General features: G+C 61.7%; 19 protein-coding genes and 3 tRNA genes. 21 read left to right on the top strand and 1 reads right to left on the bottom strand.

Annotated features, from left to right (window positions below):
• Positions 1–8 precede the first annotated feature (8 nt).
• The 12 genes from grxD (at position 9) to AC1VXC_RS00145 (ending at position 14,719) form a co-directional block, all read left to right on the top strand.
• Positions 9–329 (top strand): Grx4 family monothiol glutaredoxin, encoded by a 321-nt coding sequence (gene grxD / locus AC1VXC_RS00090; RefSeq protein ID WP_481538878.1) that lies wholly within the window; start codon positions 9–11, stop codon positions 327–329.
• Positions 326–1,069, top strand: coding sequence for an SDR family NAD(P)-dependent oxidoreductase (locus AC1VXC_RS00095; protein WP_313169522.1), 744 nt, complete (start codon positions 326–328; stop codon positions 1,067–1,069). Before grxD ends, AC1VXC_RS00095 begins: the two co-directional genes overlap by 4 nt.
• The gene (locus AC1VXC_RS00100; protein WP_313169524.1) at positions 1,066–1,659 is read left to right on the top strand and encodes a YhgN family NAAT transporter; all 594 of its coding nucleotides are present in this window, start codon (positions 1,066–1,068) and stop codon (positions 1,657–1,659) included. Before AC1VXC_RS00095 ends, AC1VXC_RS00100 begins: the two co-directional genes overlap by 4 nt.
• Before the next feature lie 218 nt (positions 1,660–1,877).
• The gene (locus tag AC1VXC_RS00105) at positions 1,878–5,180 is read left to right on the top strand and encodes a TonB-dependent receptor (RefSeq protein WP_482994984.1); all 3,303 of its coding nucleotides are present in this window, start codon (positions 1,878–1,880) and stop codon (positions 5,178–5,180) included.
• Positions 5,181–5,292: 112 nt separating this feature from the next.
• Entirely contained in the window at positions 5,293–6,681 is a 1,389-nt protein-coding gene (gene ppnN, locus AC1VXC_RS00110) for a nucleotide 5'-monophosphate nucleosidase PpnN (RefSeq protein ID WP_313169528.1), read from the top strand.
• Positions 6,682–6,840: 159 nt separating this feature from the next.
• Positions 6,841–7,356, top strand: a complete 516-nt coding sequence (locus tag AC1VXC_RS00115) for a GspH/FimT family pseudopilin (RefSeq protein WP_481538875.1) — start codon at positions 6,841–6,843, stop codon at positions 7,354–7,356.
• Complete coding sequence (gene pilV / locus AC1VXC_RS00120) at positions 7,353–7,829, top strand: type IV pilus modification protein PilV (protein ID WP_481538874.1); 477 nt, start codon at positions 7,353–7,355, stop codon at positions 7,827–7,829. The genes AC1VXC_RS00115 and pilV overlap by 4 nt, the downstream gene beginning before the upstream one ends.
• Positions 7,826–9,010 (top strand): PilW family protein, encoded by a 1,185-nt coding sequence (locus AC1VXC_RS00125; RefSeq protein WP_313169534.1) that lies wholly within the window; start codon positions 7,826–7,828, stop codon positions 9,008–9,010. Before pilV ends, AC1VXC_RS00125 begins: the two co-directional genes overlap by 4 nt.
• 55 nt (positions 9,011–9,065) lie before the next feature.
• Positions 9,066–9,500: a pilus assembly PilX family protein gene (locus tag AC1VXC_RS00130; protein WP_313169536.1), complete on the top strand. Its 435-nt coding sequence runs from the start codon at positions 9,066–9,068 to the stop codon at positions 9,498–9,500.
• Positions 9,497–14,152, top strand: coding sequence for a pilus assembly protein (locus AC1VXC_RS00135; RefSeq protein ID WP_481538873.1), 4,656 nt, complete (start codon positions 9,497–9,499; stop codon positions 14,150–14,152). Before AC1VXC_RS00130 ends, AC1VXC_RS00135 begins: the two co-directional genes overlap by 4 nt.
• Before the next feature lie 12 nt (positions 14,153–14,164).
• Positions 14,165–14,596: a type IV pilin protein gene (locus tag AC1VXC_RS00140; RefSeq protein WP_481528444.1), complete on the top strand. Its 432-nt coding sequence runs from the start codon at positions 14,165–14,167 to the stop codon at positions 14,594–14,596.
• A gap of 46 nt (positions 14,597–14,642) precedes the next feature.
• Positions 14,643–14,719: transfer RNA gene (locus AC1VXC_RS00145), tRNA-Asn, on the top strand.
• 35 nt (positions 14,720–14,754) lie between these two features.
• On the opposite strand, the gene AC1VXC_RS00150 is transcribed toward AC1VXC_RS00145, so the two are convergent.
• The gene (locus AC1VXC_RS00150) at positions 14,755–15,300 is read right to left on the bottom strand and encodes a GspH/FimT family pseudopilin (RefSeq protein ID WP_313493680.1); all 546 of its coding nucleotides are present in this window, start codon (positions 15,298–15,300) and stop codon (positions 14,755–14,757) included.
• 152 nt (positions 15,301–15,452) lie between these two features.
• On the opposite strand from AC1VXC_RS00150, the gene uvrB reads away from it, so the two are divergent.
• From uvrB to pheS, 9 genes are all read left to right on the top strand, one after another.
• Positions 15,453–17,471, top strand: a complete 2,019-nt coding sequence (gene uvrB / locus AC1VXC_RS00155; protein WP_313169544.1) for an excinuclease ABC subunit UvrB — start codon at positions 15,453–15,455, stop codon at positions 17,469–17,471.
• Positions 17,472–17,567: 96 nt separating this feature from the next.
• Positions 17,568–17,642: transfer RNA gene (locus AC1VXC_RS00160), tRNA-Val, on the top strand.
• A 115-nt stretch (positions 17,643–17,757) separates the two neighbouring features.
• Positions 17,758–17,832 (top strand) — tRNA-Val (locus tag AC1VXC_RS00165).
• A gap of 369 nt (positions 17,833–18,201) precedes the next feature.
• The gene (locus AC1VXC_RS00170) at positions 18,202–19,350 is read left to right on the top strand and encodes an agmatine deiminase family protein (protein WP_481538872.1); all 1,149 of its coding nucleotides are present in this window, start codon (positions 18,202–18,204) and stop codon (positions 19,348–19,350) included.
• 499 nt (positions 19,351–19,849) lie between these two features.
• On the top strand, positions 19,850–21,754 hold the full coding sequence (gene thrS / locus AC1VXC_RS00175; RefSeq protein WP_313169548.1) for a threonine--tRNA ligase: 1,905 nt from the start codon (positions 19,850–19,852) through the stop codon (positions 21,752–21,754).
• A gap of 68 nt (positions 21,755–21,822) precedes the next feature.
• A complete protein-coding gene (infC, locus tag AC1VXC_RS00180) occupies positions 21,823–22,347 on the top strand; it encodes a translation initiation factor IF-3 (protein ID WP_282265677.1) in 525 nt (174 codons plus the stop codon).
• A 286-nt stretch (positions 22,348–22,633) separates the two neighbouring features.
• Entirely contained in the window at positions 22,634–22,831 is a 198-nt protein-coding gene (gene rpmI, locus AC1VXC_RS00185) for a 50S ribosomal protein L35 (RefSeq protein ID WP_002811096.1), read from the top strand.
• A gap of 10 nt (positions 22,832–22,841) precedes the next feature.
• Positions 22,842–23,201, top strand: a complete 360-nt coding sequence (rplT, locus tag AC1VXC_RS00190; RefSeq protein ID WP_054657697.1) for a 50S ribosomal protein L20 — start codon at positions 22,842–22,844, stop codon at positions 23,199–23,201.
• A 200-nt stretch (positions 23,202–23,401) separates the two neighbouring features.
• Positions 23,402–24,397 carry a phenylalanine--tRNA ligase subunit alpha gene (gene pheS / locus AC1VXC_RS00195; protein ID WP_293712521.1) on the top strand — a complete coding sequence of 332 codons (996 nt, stop codon included), beginning with the start codon at positions 23,402–23,404 and terminating at the stop codon, positions 24,395–24,397.
• The last annotated feature ends 47 nt before the right edge of the window (positions 24,398–24,444 follow it).

Below are 24,444 nucleotides of genomic sequence, written 5' to 3' on the forward strand. Positions count from 1 at the left end.
GAATTCGAATGCCGGTGATGGAGCAAATCCAGGCTGAGGTGGAGCGACACCCCCTCGTCCTGTTCATGAAGGGTACGCCGCAGTACCCGATGTGCGGCTTTTCCAGTCGTGCCGTGCAGGCGCTGTTGGCCGCCGGTGCGATCAATCTGCGCACGGTCAATCTGCTGGAGTTCCCGGAGGTGCGCGCCAACCTGCCGCGCTATTCGAATCTGGCTACCTTCCCGCAGTTTTTCATGCACGGCGAGCTGATTGGCGGCTGCGACATCATCCTGGAGCTGCTCGAGTCCGGTGAACTCAAGCGTATCGTTGCCGAGGCCGGGCAAGCGTGAGTGCCCAGCCCCGGGGGGACGTGGGCGCCGACCTGGCTGGTCGGGTAATTCTGATAGCGGGTGCTGCGGGCGGTCTGGGTGCGGCGGCGACCCGGGCCTGCACGGAGGCCGGCGCGACGGTAGTGATGCTGGGCCGCAAGGTCGCCAAGCTCAATCGGGTCTACGACAGTGCCGCACAGCTTGGCCCAGAGCCGATGCTGTACCCGCTGGATCTGGAGGGGGCCAGCCCCGATGACTACGCGGCCCTGGCCGAACGGCTGGAGTCCGAGCTCGGGCGACTGGACGGCGTGCTGCATTGCGCCGCCGATTTCGCCGGGCTGACCCCGTTTGCTTCCGGTGATCCGGCCGCTTTTGCCCGGGCCATCCACGTAAACCTGACCGCCCGTGCCTGGTTGACCCAGGCCTGCCTGCCCTTGCTGCGGCAGCGTGAGGACGCAGCGGTGGTGTTCGCGCTGGATGATCCGCAACGGGTGGGGCAGGCCTATTGGGGCGGTTACGGGGTAGCCCAGTACGGGCTGCGCGGGCTGGTCGAGAGCCTGCACCATGAGCTGCGCAATGGTCCGGTCCGGGTCTGTGGCATGCAGCCGGGGCCGATGCGTACCGGGCTGCGGGCGCGTGCGTTTACCCATGAAGAAGACGCGGCGCCGGTGGATCCAGCCAACTACGCTGCCGCCTGCGTGCAGTTGCTTGCCGCCTCCGGTACGCCGTGGCGAGGAAAGGTGTTGGACCTGGCTCCGTGACGATCCTTTCAGCAGCCCTGCTGTTGTTCCTGATCCTGGACCCGCTGGGCAATATTCCGGTGTTCCTGAGCCTGCTCAAGCCGTTGGCGCCGAAGCGCCAGCGGATAGTGCTGGTGCGCGAGCTGTTGATTGCGCTGGCAGTGCTGATGGCGTTTCTTTGGGGTGGAAAATACGCCTTGGAGCTGATGCATCTGCGCCAGGAGTCGGTGGCCATCGCGGGCGGCATCGTGCTGTTCCTGATCGGCATCCGCATGATCTTCCCGCGCCCGGAAGGGCTGATGGGGGCGGTGCCGGATGGTGAGCCCTTCATCGTGCCGATGGCGATCCCGCTGGTGGCCGGCCCCTCGGGCATGGCGGCGGTGATGTTGATGGGGAGCAATGAACCGGAGCGGTTGGCTGACTGGAGCCTGGCCCTGCTGCTGGCCTGGGGGGCAACCGCCGCGATCCTGATGTCGGCAACCCTGCTTTACAAGCTGCTGGGCGCCCGCGCGCTGACCGCGCTGGAGCGGCTCATGGGCATGTTGTTGGTCGCAATCTCGGTGCAGATGCTGCTGGATGGCCTGGGCACCTATCTGGCGTCAGTGCGCTAACTGCTTGATCGTACGCGGGGAAAACTGCCGCAACGCAACATCGTTGTCTTATTGCAGTCATAAATTGTCATTACCGTGTTAACCTTATCTTAACCGTTGCGGCTGAAACCGCCTCGGAAGGGACCCCCAAGATTCAAGACGATCAGGCGCTCGGTTGACCCCGGGGCTGATGGATCGCGTTTTTTCTCAATCGCCAACTCGTATCGAGGCTACCCATAATGAATCACCCTCGCATCCGGATGTCCAAGCTCACCCTTGGTCTTGTCGCCGCACTTGCGGCTGCTCCGGCTTTCGCCCAGAACACCTCCGCCGGCGTCGGCGGCCAGGTCACCAACAACGGCGGCCAGCCGGTTGCTGGTGCTGAAGTCACCATCACCCACGTTGAGTCGGGCACGGTCAGCCGCGCGACCACCGATGCGTCGGGTCGTTACAACGCACGCGGCCTGCGCGTGGGTGGCCCGTACACCATCACCATCATCAAGTCCGGTGAAGGCACCAAGACCGAAGAAGGCGTCTACCTGAGCCTGAGCCAGACCAACACCGTCAACGGCACCCTGGGTGGCGATCTTGCCGCTACCAACCTGGAAGCCGTGCAGGTGATGGCCGTGGCCGGTGGTTCGGACGTGTTCAGCGCGAACAAGATGGGTGCCGGTACCTCGGTGTCGCAGCAGCAGATCGAAGCGCTGCCGTCGATCAACCGCAACATCCAGGACTACGTGCGTCTTGATCCGCGCATCAGCCAGAGCGACAAGTCGCGTGGCGAACTGACCGTTGGTGGCCAGAACCCGCGCTTCAACGCCATCCGCATCGACGGCATCAACACCAGCGACACCTTTGGCCTGGAATCCAACGGCTTCCCGACCATGCGTCAGCCGGTTTCGATGGATGCCATCGAAGCCATCAACATCGACGTGTCCAACTACGACACCACCATCACCGGCGCAACCGGTGCCGTGGTCGACGCAGTGACCAAGTCGGGTACCAACGAATTCCATGGCTCGGTCTACGGCACCTACCGTGACAAGGACATGGTGGGTGATCACCCGGTCACCGACGCCAAGTTCACCGGCTTTGAAGACGAGAAGACCTGGGGTGCCACCTTCGGCGGCCCGATCATCAAGGACAAGCTGTTCTTCTTCGCAAACTACGAGAAGTACGAGCGCAGCCGCGCCGCCCAGTCCTACGGCCCGCGTGGCTCCAACGCCACCAACGTGGTCGACATCGATCCGGCCTTCATCGCTGAAGCACAGAAGATCGCCAAGGACGTCTACGGCGTCGACATCGGTACCCTGGACGCTCCGGCTGAAACCAAGCAGGAAGTCGAAGAGTACGCCGTCAAGCTGGACTGGAACATCAACGACGACCACCGCGTCTCGGCACGTTTCTCCAAGCTGGAGCAGGTTGACCCGAACCTGGTCGGCAGCAGCCGCTCCACTTCCTACGGCGGTCACAACATGTCCACTGCCGGTCCGGCGCTGGGCCTGAGCAGCCGTTGGTACGACATCAACAAGGAAGTGAAGACCAACGTCATCCAGCTGTTCAGCGACTGGAACGAGAACTTCTCCACCGAGTTCAAGGTCGGCCGCCGTACCTATGACTCGTTGAGCAACGTCTACTCCAAGCTGCCGCAGATCATCATCGGCGGTGGCCCGGGCAACACTGCAGTTGCTCCGCCGTACCTCAATGCCGGTGCCGACGAATTCCGTCACGGCAACGACATCAGCACCAAGACCACCAATGCCTATGGCGCCGCCAACTGGTACCTGGGTGATCACACCCTGAAGTTCGGTTTCGATTGGGAATCCAACGAAATCTACAACCTGTACGCGCAGAACATCTGGGGCACCTATGGCTTTGCCAACCTGGATGATTTCCGCAATGGCCACTACTGGGTGTATGACCTGAATGCGCCGGTTCCGGGCAAGGGCATGGATTCGGTGGCGATGGAATACAAGCATCGCAACACCGGCCTGTTCGTGCAGGACACCTGGGCGGTCAACTACAACCTGAACCTGATGTTCGGCCTGCGCGTCGACATTCCGGATCTGGACGACGTGCCGGTGCACAACCTGCTGGTGCAGGAGATCTACGGTTATGACAACCGTCAGACCCTGGACAAGGCATTGGTGCAGCCGCGCTTCGGCTTCAACTACACCTTCGACTACGACCGTCCGACGCAGCTGCGTGGTGGCCTGGGCCTGTTCCAGGGTGCAGCGGCCAATGTGTGGGTGGGTAACTCCTACCAGAACAGCGGTTTCGGTCTGATCGGCTATAACCAGCGCATCACCGCCAACATGACCCAGGCGCAGCGCGAAGCGATCTGGGCGAACCTGCCGGTCTCGCTGGATCCGAACAACCCGACCGTGCCGTCGCCGGCAGCGGGGGGCTACACCATGATGGTCAACCTTATGGAAAAGGACATCGCACAGCCGTCGGTGTGGAAGGCCAACCTGGCGTTCGATCACGAACTGCCGTGGTACGGCGTCGTGGGCTCGGTTGAGCTGCTGTACACCAAGGTCAAGGATGCGATTGCATTCCAGCGCCTGGATCTGGGCAACGTCAATGCCGTGCGCGGTCAGGACGGCCGTGACATGTACTGGGTGAACCCGTACACCGCGAGCGGCGTGCGCGCCGGCAGCAATACCGGCGTCGGCGCTATCGCTGACACCATCCCGGGCTACGAGAACGTGAGCGGCTGGCACAACGATGGCGTGATCCTGCTGAAGAATACCGACAAGGGTCGCAGCTACCAGTTCACCGCCAGCCTGAGCAAGCCGCTGACCGACGTCTGGGGCTGGTCGCTGGGTTACACCTACACCGACGCTACCGAAGTCAGCCCGCTGACCTCGTCGCGTGCGATCTCCAACTGGAACAACATCGCCGGCGTGAATCCGAACGACGTGGTTGCTTCGACCTCCAACTACGAGGTCAAGAATCGCTTCACCGGCAGCCTGCAGTTCCGCAAGGCGTTCTTCGGTGACAACTACACGACCTTCTCGATGTTCTACGAAGGCCGTTCGGGCCTGCCGTACAGCTGGCGCTTCCTGAACGACGCCAACGGCGACGGCTACAGCAACGACCTGTTCTACGTGCCGGCTGGCCGTGGTGACGTGAAGTTCGTTGGTGGCGCTTCGATGGAAGACGCGTTCTTCGCATGGCTGGATGGCCAGGAAGGCCTGGCTGGTTACGGCGGCAAGATTGCGCCGCGCAACAGCCAGCGCAATGCCTGGGTCAACACCTTCGACGTGCGCATCAGCCAGGAACTGCCGACCTTCTTCAAGGGTCACAAGGCTGAGATCTGGTTGGACATCATGAACGTCGGCAACCTGCTGAATAAGGACTGGGGACAGGTCAGCTACGCCTCGCCGTTCAGCGACCGCGGTGCTGCAACCTTCAAGGGCATCGACCAGGCAACCGGCAAGTACATCTACGACTTCGATCCGAGCAAGGTCACCAAGGTCAACCTGACCGATTGGGAATCGCGCTGGTCGATGCAGGTCGGCTTCCGCTACAAGTTCTGATCGTTTGACTGATCGGATGTAAACCGAAAACGGCCGGGGCAACCCGGCCGTTTTCTTTTTAATGGGGGGAGCGCTAAAGTCGATCGCCATAGAGGAAGGAGCAGTTGTGGAAATGAGCAAGAATGACGTGGCAGCGAGGGCGCTGCCGGTGCAGGACGCACGCATCTATCCGCGTGGTGGTCTGGACGTGTTGTCGCGGGCGGAAGTGGCGCGGTTACGCGACGCTTCCAGTGGCGGCATGCATGAGCTGTTGCGCCGGTGTGCGCTGGCGGTGTTGACCAGTGGCAGTGCCTCCGATGACCCGCGCGCTGCGCGCGATCTGTATCCGGACTTCGATGTCCAGGTGACCCAGCAGGATCGCGGCGTTCGCATCGATCTGAGCAATGCGCCGGCGGCTGCATTCGTCGATGGTGAAATCATCCGCGGTATTGCCGAGTTGTTGTTCTCGGTGGTTCGCGACCTGGCCTATATGGCCATCGAACTGGGGCCGGAGTACGCCTCGGACCTGGAGACCTCGGACGGCATCACCAATGCGGTGTTCGGCGTGCTGCGCAATGCGCGCATCCTGCAGCCCAGTGACCCGAACCTGGTCGTATGCTGGGGCGGTCACTCGATCTCGCGTGATGAATACCTGTACACCAAGCAGGTGGGGTATGAGCTGGGCCTGCGCAGCCTGGATATCTGCACCGGCTGCGGCCCGGGTGCGATGAAGGGACCGATGAAGGGCGCCACCATTGCCCACGCCAAGCAGCGCAAGACGAATACGCGCTACATCGGCATCACCGAGCCGGGCATCATTGCGGCCGAGTCGCCGAACCCGATCGTCAACCACCTGGTGATCATGCCGGACATCGAGAAGCGCCTGGAAGCCTTCGTGCGGCTCGGCCACGGCATCATCGTGTTCCCCGGCGGCGTCGGCACGGCGGAGGAGATCCTCTACCTGCTGGGCATCCTGCTGCGCGAGGAGAACAAGGACCTGCCGTTCCCGTTGATCCTCAGTGGCCCGGCCATCGCGGCGCCTTACTTCCAGCAGATCGACCGATTCATCCGCCTGACCTTGGGGGACAAGGCGGCCGAACGCTACGAGATCATCGTCGGTGACCCGGTCGGCGTGGCCCGCAAGATGTCGCAGGGCATCAAGCGGGTGCGCGAATTCCGCCTGGCGCAGCGCGATTCCTTCTTCTACAACTGGCAGGTCGACATTCCGTTGGCCTACCAGCAGCCCTTCGTGCCTACCCATGAAGCGATGGCTGGCCTGGACCTGCACAAGGGGCGTCCGGCGCCGGACCTGGCGGCCGACCTCCGCCGCGCGTTCTCCGGCATCGTCGCCGGCAACGTCAAGGAAGAGAGCATGGCCAGGATCGAGGAGTTCGGCCCGTTCAAGATCCATGGCGATGCCGAAATGATGCAGGCCCTGGATGAACTGTTGCGGGCTTTCGTCGAGCAGCGCCGCATGAAGATCTCAGGCGAGTACCATCCCTGTTATCAAGTGGTGGCGTGAACGAACGCCACCGCCTGTCCGCAGGTGGTGGCCTGAATTTGTGATGGAAGAGGACTTTTCATGTCCTCTTCACATTAATTAATTCTTCGTTCTGTCTTTTCCTTGCCTCGCAAGAGGCGTGGTGGCATGCTGCGGACAGCACGCTGGGGAGCGTATTGCATGAGCGGTAAACGGGGAGCAGGTTTCAGCCTGGTCGAACTGATGATCACCTTGGTGGTCTTGGCTATTCTTGCGGCCGTCGCGTTTCCTAACTTTCAGGGCGTGATGCGCTCGAATCAGGTTGCGACAACCACCAACGAATTATTGGCGTCCTTGTCCTTGGCCCGTGCCGAGGCGATCAAGAGCGCCCGCGGCGCGGGTGTTTGCGCCAGTACCGCGGGAGCAGCCTGTGATGGCGCTACCTGGGGCGACGGCTGGATGGTTTGGACGGATGCCAATGGCAACGGTGCGTTCGACGCCGGTGAAGCCGTAGTGCGTGTTTCCCCTGGCAGTCCCAAGGTTGTCGCCGACAACGCCGACCTGGTAATCGCCTTCGATTCGCGTGGGCGTCGCCGTTCGCAGGCCGCGCAGGCCATTGCCCTGCAGCCTGCCGATTGCGGCGGGCAGGCCTTGCTGCGCACGGTGTCCATCAACCAGACCGGGCAGACCAAGGTTGCCAAGGGTGCTTGCCCATGAACAAAGTTCGCCACATGCGCCGCACCATCGGCAGGCAGGGGCAGGTTGGCTTCACCCTGATCGAAGTGATGATTGCAGTTCTTGTGCTTGGCGTTGGCCTGTTGGGTCTGGCGCTGTTGCAGACGATGAACGTTCGCTTCGTGCAGAGTGCCAATTACCGTACCCAGGCGACCAATCTGGCCTACGAGGTACTTGATCAGGTGCGCGCCAATCGCATCTCCAAGGCTGCGTATGCGGGCAACTACGCCGCGTTGACCGCAGATGCGGACTGTGTGGCGCCAACCGGCGCCAATGTGACGCCAGCGTTGTTCCGCAAGGCCTTGCAATGCAGGATTGGCAAGGTGCTTGGGGCTGACGGCACTGCGGCGGTGGTGGTCAACGGAGATGTAGTCACTGTGACGATGACCTGGGATGACGAGCGCTGGCGGGTTGGCGGGAATGATGGGCAGGTTGTTTTGAGATCGCAGCTATGAGTCGTCTGTCTACCCTCTACCGCATGCGTGGTTTGACACTGATCGAGCTGATGATCGCAATGCTGATCGGCACGATCCTCATCCTCGGCATCGTGCAGGTGTTTGCGAGTTCGCGCGCCGCTTACCAGCTCTCCGAAGGCTTGGCGCGGGTGCAGGAAAATGGTCGCTTTGCAATGGATTACCTGCAACGCGACATTCGTATGGCCGGCCATTTCGGCTGCGTCAATGACCAGGCGATGATGCGGCAGAACCCGCCGGCATTGAGTACGACGTTTGCCGCCGGCGCGCATCCAGCGCTCAATTTTGGCGTATCCATTCAAGGCTATGAGGCGACGGGAACCGGGCCGGGGAGCAATGACGTTTCCTTGTCGGCAACCGGTGCGGCTGACTTTGCGCCGGCCCTGCCTGCGGAGTTCTCCGCGCAGATGGCGGATGCGGTGGCCGGCAGTGACGTGATCGTGCTGCGTTACCTGGCGCCGGAGGGTGTCCCGGTTACTTCGACGACGGGTACGTCCGCGGCGCCGGTGTTCCATTTTGACAGCAGTCGCTGGAGCGTGCTGCAGAGCGGTGTGGCCAATCCCGGTGTTTTCGGCGTGGGCGACTGCATGGGCGCGGCAGTGTTTCAGGCGCAGGCCACCGGAGCGGCGGCGGGCACGGTGACGCTGGGCGCGCCGCCCAACAATACGGTGGCCTTGAGCAAGGTATTCACGCCTGGCCAGGCGGTCTTGTACCGCGCAGAAAACGCGATCTATTACGTGGCCACCAATGCCACCGGCGGGCGTTCCCTGTACCGGCTACGCTTCCTGTTTGCGCCAAACGCGGCCAACCCCGTGGTCGACAAGGAAGAGCTGGTCGAAGGCGTGGAGAGCATGCAGCTGTTGTTTGGGCAGGATCGTGAGCTCAATGCGAATAATCCGCCGACGGGTTACATCGACCGGCAATATACCGCCGCGGTCATCGAGACCAATTCACCAACAGCAATCGAGAACGCCTGGCGTCGGGTGGGTGCGGTGCAGGTTGGCTTGGTGATGGCCAGTCCCGATCGGGCGGCAGCTGATCAGGCAAGTGCTGCAAACAAGCTCAACGCACTGGGAGTGACGTTTGCGGCACCGGCGGACAGGCGCTTCCGCTCGGTGTACCAGAGCACCATTGCACTGCGGAATCGCCTTTATGGCAATTGAGGGAGCCATGTACAGAATGAGAGGGTTCCGGCCACGGCGCGCGCAGCAGGGTGCAGTGCTCTATATCGCGCTGATACTTTTGATATTGCTTGCCCTTATCGGCATCGTCGGCATGCGAGTCACTGGTATGCAGGAGCGGATGTCGGCCAACTACATGCGCACCAATCAGGCGTTTCAGCAGGCAGAGATGGCTGCACGCGTCATCGAAACAAACATCCAGACCGCCATTGACGGCGCCAGCGGCACTTATCCCGCCAATCAGGAAATCTGTTCGCCGGTGTTCGATCCGCTGACCTGGGCAGAAGGCATCTCTGCTGCCAGCGCGACCTACACCCGGCGGATTGACAAATGTTTTGCGGCGTCCAGCCTCAAACTCGGCGCGAAGCAGAGCGAGCAGACCGGCAATATCTACGAAGTCACAGTGTTGTCCAGCGACGACCCTGCAAATGCCTCCGCTACGGCGGTCATCGACACGATCTTTATCCCATGAACATGAAACGTCGTCTCTCATCCGTGGCCGGATCAAAGTGGCTCAAGATCGGTGGTGGCCTGGGGGCCATCGGTGGCTTGCTGCTGGTGGTGTCGAACCTGCCGGCAGCGCTGGGTGATTACAACCTGTCGCAGTCGCCGCTGTATCTGTCGCAATCGCAGCCGCCATTGATGATGATGGTGATGTCGCGCGACGAGCAGCTGTTCAACAAGGCGTACAGCGACTACACCGATCTCAATCCCGACGATAACGACGGCATCGAAACCACGTACAAGAATTCGTTCGAGTATGCGGGGTACTTTGATTCGAAGCTGTGTTACGCCTATACCACGTCGTCTTCCACGTTCAAGGCGACGGGTCCGGCCAATGGGCACTATTGTGACTCGGCGACTGGCCGCTGGTCGGGCAATTTCCTGAATTGGGCGACGATGAGTCGTCTGGATATTCTGCGGCAGGTGCTTTACGGCGGCCAGCGCAGCACGGATACCAACAACAAGACTGTTCTTGAACGTGCGCCCATTCCCAACGATCTGCATGCCTGGGTCAAGGTGTACAGCGGTTCGGATCTGAGCAAGCTGACGCCGCAGACCGAGAAGATCGTTTCCATCTGCAATGCGACGACAAGCAACGGTGGTGCGCCACTGATGCAGGTCGCGGCGGGCAATACGGCGTACACCGAATGGGCTTCGACGGCCGGCTACCAGTGCGGTGCGCCGCGCTCTGGCGATGCGAAAAACGATGCGCCCTCCAGTGCAACCAACATGACGGTTCGGGTGGAGGTCTGCGATCCAGCCACCGCGGCGGCAACCGCAAATCGACGCGAATCTTTCTGTCGCAAGTACAGTGACGGCAGTGCGGACTCCTATAAGCCGGCGGGCCTGCTGCAGGAATATGGAGAGAGTGGACGGCTTCGCTTCGGCCTGATTTCCGGCACCTATGCCAATCCTCGCGATGGTGGCGTGCTGCGCAAGAATATCGGCAAGCTGGCGGGTAACAGCACGGGAAATTGCACGGCGGGCTCGGGCGATGAGATCAACCTCTCGACCGGGCAATTCTGTACAGAGAACACCAATACCGTTGGCAGCGTCATCCAGACTATTTCGAGTTTCAAACTCGAAGGCTGGAACTACAGCAGCAACTGGGATGGCTGTAATGACTATGGCATCTTGAATCGGCAGGGCGACAAGACCCTCACCGATCCGGGCAATGGCAGCTACAAATGCAGTGCCTGGGGCAATCCCTTGGCGGAGATGTACTCCGAGGCACTGCGCTACTTCGGCGACATCGGAACGACGCGAACCGCAGCCTACAGCGCAAGCGGTGATCAGGCCGGTCTGCCGACGTCGGTGGCCTGGCTTGATCCCTATCGCGCGCCCTCGGCGGGCGGCAACTCCTACTGCGCCGCGTGCAACATCCTGGTGATGTCGTCGGGCTTGCCGTCGTTTGACAGCGACAACGTGCAGTCGGTTCCCCGTCTGCAGAGTGCGGCTGCGGCAACAACGGCGGTAGGGGCCGCGGAAGGGATCAATGGTCATGCCTATTCGATAGGGCGCGTCGGGGAAACCCCGCGTTACACCTCACTGAATACGCATGAAGATATTTGTACCAGCAAGAACGTTACCGATCTGGGCTTGGCGCGAGGTATCTGTCCCGATATTCCCTCGATGGAGGGTAGTTACCTGATGGCTGGCCTTGCCTATGCTGGTGCCACCACTGATCTGCGACCGGGGCTGCAGGGCAAGGACGACACAACGCACAAGGTGACAACGACCACCTATGCGGTGGCGATGGCGGAGACGCTGCCAAAGTTCGATATTGCCTTGCCAGGCGGCAAGATCTCGCTGGCGCCGCTATGCCAGGCCAACAACTCGAGCACGGCAACTGCTGGCAGCAGTAACTGGCGCAGCTGCTTCCTGGGTTCCGTTGGTGTCGGTGCGAAAACGGCTACTGTGTCGCCTTACCACGTATACGGCAGGCCGCTGCGCACGGATGGCAAGGCGGGTAGCTTCTCGTTGGTGTGGGAAGACTCGCTGTGGGGCAACGACCACGATAACGACGTGGTGTCGATGCTGACCTATTGCATCGGTGCCGCCTGTGACGAGAAAACCAACCCCAAGAATACAACGACCACCAAGGACATCTGCTGGCGCGCAGACGGTGGTGGTTGCACCGCTGGTCAGTTGAATGTTGGTGACAACGAGGTTCTGATCCGGATCGAGAACCTCTCCGCCTATGCCGGCAACGCAATGCTCACCGGCTATTCGATTTCGGGTTCGAACAATGACGGTGTCAAACGCCTGCTGCTTCGGCCGGGCAACAACAATGGCTCTGTGCTGAGCACGACCGATGCCACCCCAAATTCCTGGACCAAGGCGCAGGTGTTGCGCTTCCGGTTGGGGACCTCGTCCACCGGCGCATTGGAGAGTCCGTTGTGGTACGCCGCCAAGTACGGCGGCTTCAATGACAAGAACAGGAATGGTATCCCCGACGCGGGCGAGTGGGACTCGATCAAGGCCGGGTCACCGGACAATTACTTCCTGGCGCGCAACCCGGCGGAGCTGGGCAAGCGCCTGGGCGATATCTTCGAAGCCGCGGCTGGCAGCAACTCCAAGGTCTCGGGCGGCTCGGCGGGTGCGCGCATCTCTACCGACTCGCTGACGGTCACGGCGGGTTTCAACGTGCCGATCGACTCGAACGACTGGACCGGTGATGTCTCTGCAACCCGCGTCGCTGCCGACGGCACCGACGGTGCTGTGCTGTGGAGTGCGGCGGCCAAGCTGGACCCGAGTGCACGCCGTATTTACATGGTGAAGACCGCCAACAACGTCGATGGCAGTGGTGCGAATGTGCCTGTCACCGCAGGTGCATTCACCAGCGCCAATGTTCCGGGCACAACGCGGGAGCAGAAGCTGGCGGCAATGGGACTGGAGACAATCCCGACCTGGTTCGGATCGCGCACGGTCGATACGCTTATCGGCTATCTGAAGGGCGGTGCGGTTGCAGGTTTGCGCACGCGCTCCTCGCTGATGGGGGATGTCGTGAATTCGTCGCCGGTAGTGGTCACGCCGCGCGATGACTATGGGTTTGGTGCATGGGCAGGGCAGACCGATCTGGCCTGGAAAAACGGGTTGGGGGTGAGTTACAAGACCTTCCTTGCCTCCAAGCTGTCCTCTGCAAAGCCGATGGTTTATGTGGGCGCCAACGACGGCATGCTGCATGCGTTTGATGCATCCAACGACACCAATGGCGGTGTGGAGCGGTTTGGCTTCATTCCTTCCACGGCGTTGTCGCATATGGCGGAGCTGGCCAATCCCAGCTACGTGCACCGCTACTACGTCGACGGCCTGATCGCGACATCGGACGTCTATTACGGCAGCAGTTGGAAGACCGTGCTGGTGGGCTCCACCGGCGCTGGCGCCGCCTCGGTTGCGCCATCGGCGACGGTTGGCGGGTTTGGTTCGATGTTCGGCCTGGATGTATCGGCCCCCACCACCTTTGATCAGACCAAGGTGCTTTGGGAGATCACCGGCAAGAATGACAGTGACATGGGCTTCGCGCTGGGCAAGCCTGTCATCGTGCCGATAGCCAGCGCCACTGGCGTCCGCTTCGTGGCGATCTTCGGCAATGGCGTCAACTCGGCCAGTGGCCGTGCTGTGCTGTTCGTGGTCGATATCCAGACCGGCGAAATACTGGCCAAGCTGAGGCCTACCGATGCGGCATACGCCGGGCGCAATGGTGTGATGAATGTCGCGGCGGTATCGCTGAACAACAGCAGTGGCTTGGCGGACACTGTTTATGCCGGCGACATGCAGGGAAATATCTGGAAGTACAACCTTTCCAGCCCGACGCCGAGTGCGTGGTCGGTGGCCTTCTCGGGTACGCCGTTGTTCACTGCGGCCAAGGATGGCGTGGCACAGCCGATTACCGGCGGTATCGAGGTTGCGGCGGGCCCGGGTGGTGGCGTCAGCCTGTTCTTCGGTACCGGCCGCTACTTCGCGGTAGGTGACAATACCGGCGGTACCGGATTGCCGGTGCAGAGCCTCTACGGCATTACCGATGATCTTTCGACAACCGCCATCACCACCGGTCGTGACGCACTGGTTGGACAGGCGGTGATGGCGGCTACTGCGTCCGGTGGGCACGAGATTCGAGGCGTGACCAATAACCCGGTCAGTTATGTCAGCAAGCGTGGCTGGTATGTCGACCTGAAGGTTGTGACCGGCAACGCGGTCGGTGAGCGCTTCATCGGTACGCCGAGCATCCAGAACGGCAAGGTGTTCTTCACGACTTTCACGCCGGGTGAGGCGGCGTGCTCGGCGGGTGGCGGCGTGAACTGGCTGTACGGTCTGGATATCCTTTCCGGGGCAGGTGGCTTGTCCGGGCTGAGTTTGACGCCCGGTGGTGACCCGATGTGCACCGGGAACTGCGGTGGTGTTTCCCTGAACAACGCGGACAACCCGACATCACCACCCGTGAAGGACTCGAGTATTTTCGTGCCGAAACTTGCGCCATGCGACCCGACGGATCCGGCCTGTACGCTGGACAAGCAGATCCAGAGTGAAATGTGCACCTTCGTCCTGCGCGCTGTTGGTGCGCCGCCGCTGTACATGCCGCGGCCGTGTGGGCGACAGTCTTGGCGTCAGGTCCGGTAACGGGGGATGAAAATGAATTCTGGTTTCGCGTTGAAGAAGGCCGTCCGTGGCTTCACCCTGATCGAACTGATGATCGTGGTCGTGGTAATCGCGGTGCTTGCCGCGATCGCCTATCCGTCCTATCAGGAGTACGTGCGCAAGGCGCGGCGTACGCAGGCCAAGGCGGACATCCTCGAGTACATGCAGTTGGCCGAGCGCTATCACACGGTCAACAACACCTATGTTGGGTTCACATTGTTGGCGGATCAGCAGCGTTCACCGCGCGAAGGTGGCACAGCGTGGTATACGATCGCGATCAACCCGGCGGCAACCGCCAATGCCATCACGCTGGTAGCAACGGTTTCGGCGAGTACGGCCCAGGCCAAGGACAAGTGTGGCAATCTCTCCATCACCCAGGCGGGTGCCAAGGGCAACACCAAGGGGTCGACGGCGGATTGCTGGTGATCCTGGTGTTGCCCTCCGCGGTTTGACTCTGTAGAATGCGCACCTCGCCCGAATAGCTCAGCCGGTTAGAGCACTTGACTGTTAATCAGGGGGTCGTTGGTTCGAGTCCAACTTCGGGCGCCATTTTTGAAAAGACCACGAGTGATCGTGGTCTTTTTTTATGTGCAGGGTTCTGGCTGGCGAGGGCGCTCACTGCGCGTGCGGCCAAGGTTGTTTATCACCACTTTTCCCTGCAACTGGCCTGCGTGGCAGAAGTAGAAGGTAGTGTTGCTACCCGCGCTGCGACCATCGGCTTGGAAGCGAATGCGCTTGCGCGAGGTGCCTGTCCTGATCGTCGCGCCAGCGGGCAGGGGTTCTTGGGGCGTGGCGAGCAGGACGTCGGCAGGTGATCCCGGCTGTGCTTTGCGGCCGCCGTCCAGGTACATGAGGCGGCCGCTGCTCCAGTCGCTGTCTGTCCGGCACAACACGCCATCCCGGCTTGGACACAGGCTGACGGGGGTGCTGCGGGTTATTGCGGTGCTGCGGGCCATGGCGAGTTGTGCATGCAGGAGCAGCATCTGTTGCCGAATCCGTTGCTGGGTCAGCATCTGTGTGGTGTGGGGCAGTGCAATGGCGGCCGTCAGCATCAGGATCGCCACGCAGATAAGTATTTCCAGCAGGCTGATGCCAGCAGAGGCTGAACGGCTGCCGATTTGCGCTTTCATGGTCGTTCATTGCCCGCAGCTGGGCGATCATCATCGTCAGCCGGCGTGTTTCGGCCCATCGTCCAAGCCCGGGATGAATCGTAGGTAGCCGGGATGGCGGGCTGTCACGCTGGCGCTGGATATACTGAGGGGTCACTTGAGGTCCCTTTACCATGTCAGACGACAGCTTCCAGCTCGTATCGCCGTATTCGCCTGCCGGCGACCAACCGGCCGCCATCGAAAAGCTGGTGGCCAACTTCGAGGCCGGCATCGCCAAGCAGACCCTGCTGGGTGTGACCGGTTCCGGCAAGACCTACACGATTGCCAATGTAGTACAGCAGGTGCAGCGCCCGACGCTGGTGATGGCGCCGAACAAGACCCTGGCGGCGCAGTTGTACGGCGAGTTCAAGGCGTTCTTCCCGAACAACGCGGTGGAGTACTTCGTCAGCTACTACGATTACTACCAGCCCGAAGCCTATGTGCCGTCGTCGGACACCTTCATCGAGAAGGACAGCTCGATCAACGAGCACATCGAGCAGATGCGTCTTGCTGCGACCAAGACCCTGTTGTCGCGGCCGGATGCGATCGTGGTGGCGACGGTGTCGGCCATTTATGGCCTCGGCGCGCCGGAAGACTATCTGTCGCTGCGTCTGATCCTGTCCAAGGGTGAGCGAATCGATCAGCGTGACCTGATCAAGCATCTGACCCAGCTGCAATACACCCGCAACGAGTACGAACTGCAGCGCGGCACCTTCCGGGTGCGCGGTGAGGTGATCGATGTGTTCCCTGCCGAGCTGGACAGCGAGGCGCTGCGCATCGAGTTGTTCGATGGTGACATCGAGCAACTGAGCATGTTCGACCCGCTGACCGGCGAAAGCCTGCGCAAGATGCAGCGCTACACCATCTATCCGAAGACCCATTACGCGACCACGCGTGAGCGTGTGCTGGCGGCGGTCGAGACCATCAAGGTCGAGCTGAAGGAGCGGCTGGAGCAGTTGTACGCGCAGAACAAGCTGGTCGAAGCGCAGCGCCTGGCGCAGCGCACCCAGTACGATCTGGAAATGATGGCCGAGGTTGGCTACTGCAACGGCATCGAGAACTACTCGCGCCACCTCACCGGCAAGGCGGCTGGCGATCCGCCGCCGACCCTGTTCGACTACCTGCCGCCGGATGCGTTGCTGGTCATCGACGAATCGCACGTGACCATTCCGCAGATTGGCGCCATGTACAAGGGTGACCGGTCGCGCAAGGAAACCCTGGTCGAATTCGGCTTCCGCCTGCCTTCGGCGCTGGACAACCGGCCGCTGCGCTTCGAAGAGTGGGAGGCGCGGTCGCCGCGTGCGATCTACGTGTCGGCGACGCCGGGTCCGTACGAGCTGCGCGAGTCGGGCGATGACATCACCGAGCTGGTGGTGCGCCCGACCGGCCTGATCGATCCGCAGGTGGAGATTCGCCCGGTCGGTACCCAGGTCGATGATCTGATGTCGCAGGCGACCGAGCGCATCAAGATGGGCGACCGCGTGCTGGTCACCACCTTGACCAAGCGCATGGCCGAGAACCTCACCGAGTATCTGGGTGAACACGGCATCCGCGTGCGCTACCTGCACTCGGACGTGGATACGGTCGAGCGCGTGGAAATCATCCGCGATCTGCGTCTGGGCAAGTTCGATGTGCTGGTTGGCATCAACCTGCTGCGCGAAGGCCTGGACATGCCTGAGGTGTCGCTGGTCGCGATCCTCGATGCCGACAAGGAAGGCTTCCTGCGTTCAACCGGCTCGCTGATCCAGACCATCGGCCGTGCGGCCCGCAATGTGCGAGGCAAGGCCATCCTGTATGCCGACAAGATCACCCGCTCGATGCAGGCGGCGATCGATGAGACGGATCGACGCCGGCAGAAGCAGGTGGAGTACAACGAGGCGCACGGCATCGTGCCGCAGTCGGTGATGCGGCCCATCGTCGACATCCTGGAAGGCGCGCACGAGGAAAGCTCGCCCAAGTCCAATGCGAAGGGCAAGGGGCGGCGCGTGGCTGAGCCCGAGGCGGATTACCTGCCGCTGGAGCCGGCCAAGCTGGCGGCACGCCTCAAAGAGCTGGAGCAGACCATGTACCAGCACGCCCGCGACCTGGAGTTCGAGGATGCCGCGCGTATCCGCGACCAGATCCATCGCCTGAAGGAAGCCAATCTGGGCTGAGGCGGCCCGGTGTGAAATATTTCCAGAAAACGGTTGTTCTTCGTGAAGAGCAGGGTTAAGATACGCGCCCTCGCAACGCTTAATTGTTGTTGAGAAGGGCGGTTAGCTCAGCGGTAGAGCACTACCTTGACATGGTAGGGGTCACAGGTTCGAACCCTGTACCGCCCACCACTTCCTCGGGAAGTGGCCACGAAAGCCCGGCACCGGCCGGGTTTTTTGTTTCCAGGTGATGTTATGCGTTGCAGTACGGCTGATTCGGCCCTTGTGACGTAGAAAAGCTTCAAACGGGCGGTTAGCTCAGCGGTAGAGCACTACCTTGACATGGTAGGGGTCACAGGTTCGAACCCTGTACCGCCCACCACTTGAAACCACGCGCCAGCGACGGTTTCGGTGGATTCACGTGACGAACGAATCAGGCCTTCTGGCCTCGCACTCGTACTCCGTCTATCCCGGCAGATCCGGGTATCTCTTGGTTCAAAAAGACCCTTGTGGTCACTCTTCCTGCGCGTCTCGCAGTGCGCTGGATTGCGCGCTGGGCGATGTCGTGTGTGGGTCCCTCGCTACGCCTGTCGCGACAGCGCCTTCATCCATTGCACGGGAGTATCTGTTCGCCTGACGCTGCGAGGTTCACTGGTGTTGGCGGTGGCTGGGTGCCGCGTGCGCTGCTATCCGTTGGCCTCGTCCCGTTGGCTGGCTGGTTGCCCTGTTGAATGTTCGTTGAGGTGGCGTGATGTCTAGTCGTAGGCAGTTTCTTGCCCAGCTTTCTGTTGGTGTTGGTGTGGCGGCATCCGTGAAGATCGGCATGTCTGCGCCGCTGGTGGCGATGGCCGAGCCGCAATGGCGCATGCCTGCGGAGGAGGCGCCGCAGGCGCGTGTATTCCTCGCCTATGCCGCATCCAGGGCGGTCTGGCGCGACTGGGCCGGCCCGGTGAACAGGACGGTTGCGCTGCTCGCCAGGACGATATCGCGCTATCAGCCTGTCACCATTCTGTGTCGCCAGGCGCAGGAGGCGGAGGCCCGGCGCGCCTGCGGCACTGCCAATATCCACTACATACCGATGCCGCTGGATGACATCTGGGTGCGCGATTACGGCGGCTGTTTCGTGCTCGGGCCTGATGCGCAGCTCGGACTGGCTGATTTCAACTTCAATGGCTGGGGGCGCAAGCAGGCCTTCGCGGCCGATACTGCCGTGGCGAAGACCTTGAGTGGTGATCTGCAGGCACGCTACATACGCAGTCGCCTCATCGGCGAAGGTGGTGGTATCGAGGTGGATGGTGATGGCACGGCGATCATCACCGAGAGTTGCTGGGTCAACGACAACCGCAATCCGGGCATGAGCAGGGCGCAGATCGAGGCTGAACTGAAGTCGGTGCTGGGCTTGCGCAAGATCATCTGGTTGCCGGGGATCAAGGGGCAGGACATCACCGATGCCCATGTTGATTTCTATGCGCGCTTTGCCTCGCCGGGCGTGGTCATTGCCAACCTGGACAACGACCCGGATTCCTATGATTTCGCGGTTACCCGGCGTCACCTGGAGATTCTGGAGGCAGCCACCGATGCAGCCGGGCGCCGCCTGCAGGTGCATACCCTTTCACCGCCGCAGGCGCCGCGCGACAACATGTATACGCGTGAGGCTGACTATGCAGCGGGCTATATCAATTTCCTGCCGATCAATGCTGCGGTCATCGCTCCCGAGTTCGGTGATGCCGAGGCGGATGCGCGCTGCAGGGATCTGCTGAAGTCGCTCTATCCGGGGCGTGAGATCGTCCAGCTCAATATCGACCCGATCGCTGCCGGTGGTGGCGGCATTCACTGCGTGAGCAAGAATCTTCCGGTTTTCGGCGGGGCTCAGCACCAGCTGGATGCGGCTGGGCACTGAGGATCCGTGTATGTCTGGCCGCTTCGATGGGGTTGGCTGGCCCGTCGGTTGCAGGCGGCAGGTGGCTGTGGCGGCCTTCTCGTGGTTGCCGGTTTCACGGGTTTTGCCGGGTTTTCGGGGTGGTGCGAGGTGGTGCGGGGTGGCTTGGCCGGCGTGGCTGGGGTGCCTTGATTCCGGTGAAGTCCGGCTGCGAAGGCCGAGGTTCAGGCTTCTGGCGCTGAGGGTGGCATGCGGCGCGGAGAGTCCCAGAGCAGGTTTGTCCTGATTGGTTTAATATCTCCATGACAACCCCTCCGGCAACCAAGGTGGCCCGCGCGAAACGCCGGCCGAGCGTGTGACATGAGCACTACCATCGCCCACTGCTGATCTCCGCCACCGCCCTGATGCAGGCGCCGTCGTGGCGCTTTTTTATTGCCCAGAATTCCGTGAATCCCGTGAAATCGCGCCTGTTGGCGTTGTTTCCAGCCCGCCCGGCGGGCCGTGACCCTTGGTGAACCCCATGATCAACATCACTCTCCCAGACGGCAGCGTCCGTCAGTTCGAAAACCCGGTCAGCGTCATGGACGTTGCCCAGTCCATTGGTGCGGGCCTGGCCAAGGCCACCATCGCCGGCGCCGTGGACGGCGTGCAGGTCGATGCCAGCGACGTGATCGATCACGACGCTTCGCTGCGCATCATCACCGCAAAGGACGAGGAGGGCGTGGAGATCATCCGCCACTCCTGCGCCCACCTGGTCGGTCATGCCGTGAAGCAGCTGTACCCGGACGCCAAGATGGTGATCGGCCCGGTCATTGCCGAAGGTTTCTACTACGACATCTACAACGAGCGCCCGTTCACGCCGGAAGACATGGCGGCGATCGAGAAGCGCATGGGCGAGCTGATTGCCCAGGATTACGACGTGATCAAGAAGGTCACGCCGCGCGCGGAAGTGGTCGAAATCTTCAAGGCGCGCGGCGAAGACTACAAGCTGCGCCTGATCGAGGACATGTCCGACGACATCACCGCGATGGGCATGTACTACCACCAGGAATACGTGGACATGTGCCGCGGTCCGCACGTGCCGAACACGCGCTTCCTGAAGTCCTTCAAGCTGATGCGCATCTCCGGTGCGTACTGGCGCGGTGATGCCAAGAACGAGCAGCTGCAGCGCATCTACGGCACCGCCTGGGCCGACAAGAAGCAGCTTGAGGCCTATATCAAGCGCATCGAAGAAGCTGAAATGCGCGACCACCGCCGCATCGGCAAGCAGCAGGACCTGTTCCACCTGCAGGAGGAAGCGCCGGGCCTGGTGTTCTGGCATCCGAAGGGCTGGTCGATCTGGCAGGTCGTCGAGCAGTACATGCGCAATGTCTACCGCCAGAGTGGTTACGGCGAAGTGCGTTGCCCGCAGATCCTTGACGTCAGCCTGTGGAAGAAGTCCGGTCACTGGGACAACTACCAGGACAACATGTTCTTCACCGAGTCGGAGAAGCGCACCTATGCGCTGAAGCCGATGAACTGCCCGGGCCACGTGCAGCTGTTCAACCAGGGGCTGCACAGCTATCGCGACCTGCCGATCCGCTACGGCGAGTTCGGTGCCTGCCATCGCAACGAGCCGTCCGGCGCGCTGCACGGCATCCTGCGCGTGCGTGGTTTCACCCAGGACGATGGCCACATCTTCTGCACCGAGAGCCAGGTCGAAGCCGAAGTGACGGCCTTCCACCAGCAGGCGCTGGCGGTGTACAAGGCGTTCGGCTTCGAGGAAATCCAGATCAAGATCGCGCTGCGTCCGGAATCGCGCCTCGGTGACGACGAAACCTGGGACAAGGCCGAGGGTGCGCTGCGTACCGCGCTGTCCAGCTGCGGCGTCGAGTGGCAGGAACTGCCGGGCGAGGGCGCGTTCTACGGCCCGAAGATCGAGTACCACCTGAAGGATGCCATCGGCCGTACCTGGCAGCTGGGCACCATGCAGGTCGACTTCATGATGCCGGGTCGTCTCGGTGCTGAATACGTGGACGAGAACAGCCAGAAGCGTCATCCGGTGATGCTGCACCGTGCGATCGTGGGCTCGATGGAGCGTTTCCTGGGTATTCTGATCGAGCAGCACGCCGGCGCGTTCCCGACCTGGCTGGCGCCGGTGCAGGTGGTGGTGGCCAATATCACCGACGCCCAGGCCGATTACGTCGACGAAGTTCGCAAAAGCCTTGCAAATCAAGGCTTCCGGGTTGACGCCGATTTGCGCAACGAGAAGATCGGCTATAAGATTCGCGAGCATACGCTGCAGCGCGTACCGTACCTGCTGGTCGTGGGCGACCGCGAGAAGGAGAACGGGGCCGTGGCGGTACGCACGCGGTCCGGTGAAGACCTTGGTTCGATGTCGGTTCAGGCCTTCGTCGAGCGGCTGCAGGCAGAATTGAAGCATTGAAGTAAGTAGGGCCCCGGCCCCGGCGGACACTCCGCAGGGCCGGTACTAATCCACTTGGAGATTGCAATATCAGTATCCCTGACAACAAACAGAACCGCCGTAATCAGGAAATCCGGGTGCCGCGCGTACGCGTGATCGGCAGTGACGGTGAAATGATTGGCGTGTTGTCGCGCGACGAAGCGCTGTCCATGGCCGAAGATGAAGGCCTGGACCTGGTTGAAATCCAGCCCCAGGCCGATCCGCCTGTCTGCAAGATCATGGACTTCGGCAAGTTCAAGTTCGAGATGCAGAAGAAGGCCAACGAGGCCAAGAAGAAGACCAAGCAGGTCGAGATCAAGGAAGTGAAGTTCCGTCCGGTCACGGACGAGGGCGACTACCAGATCAAGCTGCGCAACATGCGTCGTTTCCTCGAGGACGGCGACAAGATCAAGGTCAACATCCGCTTCCGTGGCCGCGAAATGAGCCATCAGGAACTGGGTCGCGAGATGGCCAACCGGATCGAGGCTGATCTGGGCGAGGAAATCGTGATCGAGTCCCGTCCGCGCCTGGAAGGCCGGCAGATGGTCATGATGATCGCGCCGAAGAAGAAGTAAGCCGTCGGCCCATGGGTCTGCTGCTTTGCTGAACAGGGAGGGGCTTTGGCTGCCTCCCTGTTTGCATGCCTGTTCAGCCAATTTGAGTGCCAACCCGCTTGCGGTTTGCAAGTGGCTGGTGCGCAAGGCATAATGGGCGGCCCGGTTCGCCGGGTTTGTTGTTTGCTTCACCCCAGGACCTGCCTGCCTCCAGTGGGAGCGCGGGCTTTTGACAGACAAGGGCAAGGATGGAAAGTGTGGGTCAGCCCACCGCCCAGTCAGTAAAGAGACCATCAAGGACATAGCAATGCCCAAGATCAAGACCAACCGGGCGGCGGCCAAGCGTTTCCGCAAGACCGCCTCCGGCAAGTACAAGTGCGGTCACGCCAACCGTAGCCACATCCTCACGAAGAAAGCGACCAAGCGGAAGCGTAACCTGCGTCAGACGAATCACGTCCGCGCAGAAGACGCAGGCCGTCTGGACCGTATGCTTCCCTACCTCTGAGGACTGAACCATGGCACGAGTAAAGCGTGGTGTGCAGGCGCGCCGCCGCCACAAGAAAGTATTGGATCTCGCCAAGGGCTATTACAACGCCCGTCGCAAGGTCTTCCGCGTTGCCAAGCAGGCAGTCATCAAGGCACAGCAGTACGCCTACATTGGCCGTAAGCAGAAGAAGCGCAATTTCCGTTCGCTGTGGATCACCCGCATCAACGCGGCTGCCCGCATCAACGGCCTGAGCTACAGCCGTTTCATGAACGGCCTGCTGAAGGCTGGTATCACCCTGGACCGTAAGGTTCTGGCTGATATCGCCGTGCACGACGCAGCCGGTTTTGCCGCTCTGGCAGAAAAGGCCAAGGGCGCACTGGCGGCATAAGTTCTTCCTGCAGCAGCTGTGGCGTTCACGCGCAGCGGCTGTGGTGAGACAATGCATGGGGAAGGGCGCAAGTCCTTCCCCATTCTTTTTTGTGTTGGTTGCCGCAGCGCTTGCTTGCGCGGCGATCAGGCACTGGTGGCGACGGGGGTCGGCCCGGCGCATACCGCGTAGGCATGCCGGCCAGAGGTTTCGTCGATCCCATGAGTGACATCCAATCCTTGACCGCACAGGCGCTGGCCGATGTGGCCGCGGCGCAGAGCCCGGAAACGCTGGAAAACCTGCGTGTTTCGCTGTTGGGCAAGAGCGGCAGCATCACCGCCCAGCTCAAGCAGCTTGGCGCCTTGCCGGCCGACGAGCGCAAGGCGGCGGGTGAGGCGATCAATATCGCGCGTGACGCGGTGTCCTCGGCCCTGGGTGAGCGCAAGGCGCTGCTGGAAAACGCCGCGCTGGACGCACGTCTGGCGGCTGAAAGCATCGATGTCACCCTGCCGGGCCGTCATGGCGAGCGCGGTGGCCTGCACCCGGTAACGCGTACTCTGGAGCGCATCACCGAGATCTTCGGCCGCCTGGGTTACGAGCTGTCCGAAGGCCCGGAAATCGAAGACGACTGGCACAACTTCGAGGCGCTGAACTTCCCGCCGCACCACCCGGCGCGCGCGATGCACGACACCTTCTACTTCGGCGACGGCCGCCTGCTGCGCACGCATACCTCCGGTGTGCAGGTGCGCTACATGGGCGACCACAAGCCGCCGCTGCGCATGATCGCCGCCGGCAAGGTGTACCGCAGCGACAGCGACCAGACCCACTCGCCGATGTTCCATCAGGTTGAAGGCCTGCTGGTGGATGAGCACTCCACCTTCGCCGACCTCAAGGGCACCTTGTCCGAGTTCGTGCGCGCCTTCTTCGAGCGCGACTTCGAGATGCGTTTCCGCCCGAGCTACTTCCCGTTCGTGGAGCCGGGTGCGGAAGTGGACATCGCCTGGCAGCAGCCCGATGGCAGCACCCGCTGGCTGGAAGTGCTGGGCTGCGGCATGGTTCACCCGAACGTGCTGAAGTCGGTCGGCATCGACCCGGAGCGCTACACCGGCTTCGCCTTCGGCCTGGGTGTGGAGCGGTTCGCGATGCTGCGTTACGGCGTCAACGACCTGCGCGCGTTCTTCGAGAACGACGTCCGCTTCCTCAAGCAGTTCGCGTAAACGAACGGCTGTAGTGCCGAGCCATGCTCGGCAGCTCTTGATCCGCT

The sequence above is a fragment of the Stenotrophomonas sp. STEN033 genome, assembly GCF_056856655.1.

Coding starts and splice junctions, on each gene's coding strand:
- pilV (WP_481538874.1), top strand. CDS start 7,353: ATGAACAAAGTTCGCCACATGCGCCGCACCATCGGCAGGCAGGGGCAG.
- AC1VXC_RS00105 (WP_482994984.1), top strand. CDS start 1,878: ATGAATCACCCTCGCATCCGGATGTCCAAGCTCACCCTTGGTCTTGTC.
- uvrB (WP_313169544.1), top strand. CDS start 15,453: ATGTCAGACGACAGCTTCCAGCTCGTATCGCCGTATTCGCCTGCCGGC.
- AC1VXC_RS00125 (WP_313169534.1), top strand. CDS start 7,826: ATGAGTCGTCTGTCTACCCTCTACCGCATGCGTGGTTTGACACTGATC.
- rpmI (WP_002811096.1), top strand. CDS start 22,634: ATGCCCAAGATCAAGACCAACCGGGCGGCGGCCAAGCGTTTCCGCAAG.
- thrS (WP_313169548.1), top strand. CDS start 19,850: ATGATCAACATCACTCTCCCAGACGGCAGCGTCCGTCAGTTCGAAAAC.
- pheS (WP_293712521.1), top strand. CDS start 23,402: ATGAGTGACATCCAATCCTTGACCGCACAGGCGCTGGCCGATGTGGCC.
- AC1VXC_RS00135 (WP_481538873.1), top strand. CDS start 9,497: ATGAACATGAAACGTCGTCTCTCATCCGTGGCCGGATCAAAGTGGCTC.
- grxD (WP_481538878.1), top strand. CDS start 9: ATGCCGGTGATGGAGCAAATCCAGGCTGAGGTGGAGCGACACCCCCTC.
- AC1VXC_RS00150 (WP_313493680.1), bottom strand. CDS start 15,300: ATGAAAGCGCAAATCGGCAGCCGTTCAGCCTCTGCTGGCATCAGCCTG.
- AC1VXC_RS00170 (WP_481538872.1), top strand. CDS start 18,202: ATGTCTAGTCGTAGGCAGTTTCTTGCCCAGCTTTCTGTTGGTGTTGGT.
- rplT (WP_054657697.1), top strand. CDS start 22,842: ATGGCACGAGTAAAGCGTGGTGTGCAGGCGCGCCGCCGCCACAAGAAA.
- AC1VXC_RS00115 (WP_481538875.1), top strand. CDS start 6,841: ATGAGCGGTAAACGGGGAGCAGGTTTCAGCCTGGTCGAACTGATGATC.
- AC1VXC_RS00140 (WP_481528444.1), top strand. CDS start 14,165: ATGAATTCTGGTTTCGCGTTGAAGAAGGCCGTCCGTGGCTTCACCCTG.
- ppnN (WP_313169528.1), top strand. CDS start 5,293: ATGAGCAAGAATGACGTGGCAGCGAGGGCGCTGCCGGTGCAGGACGCA.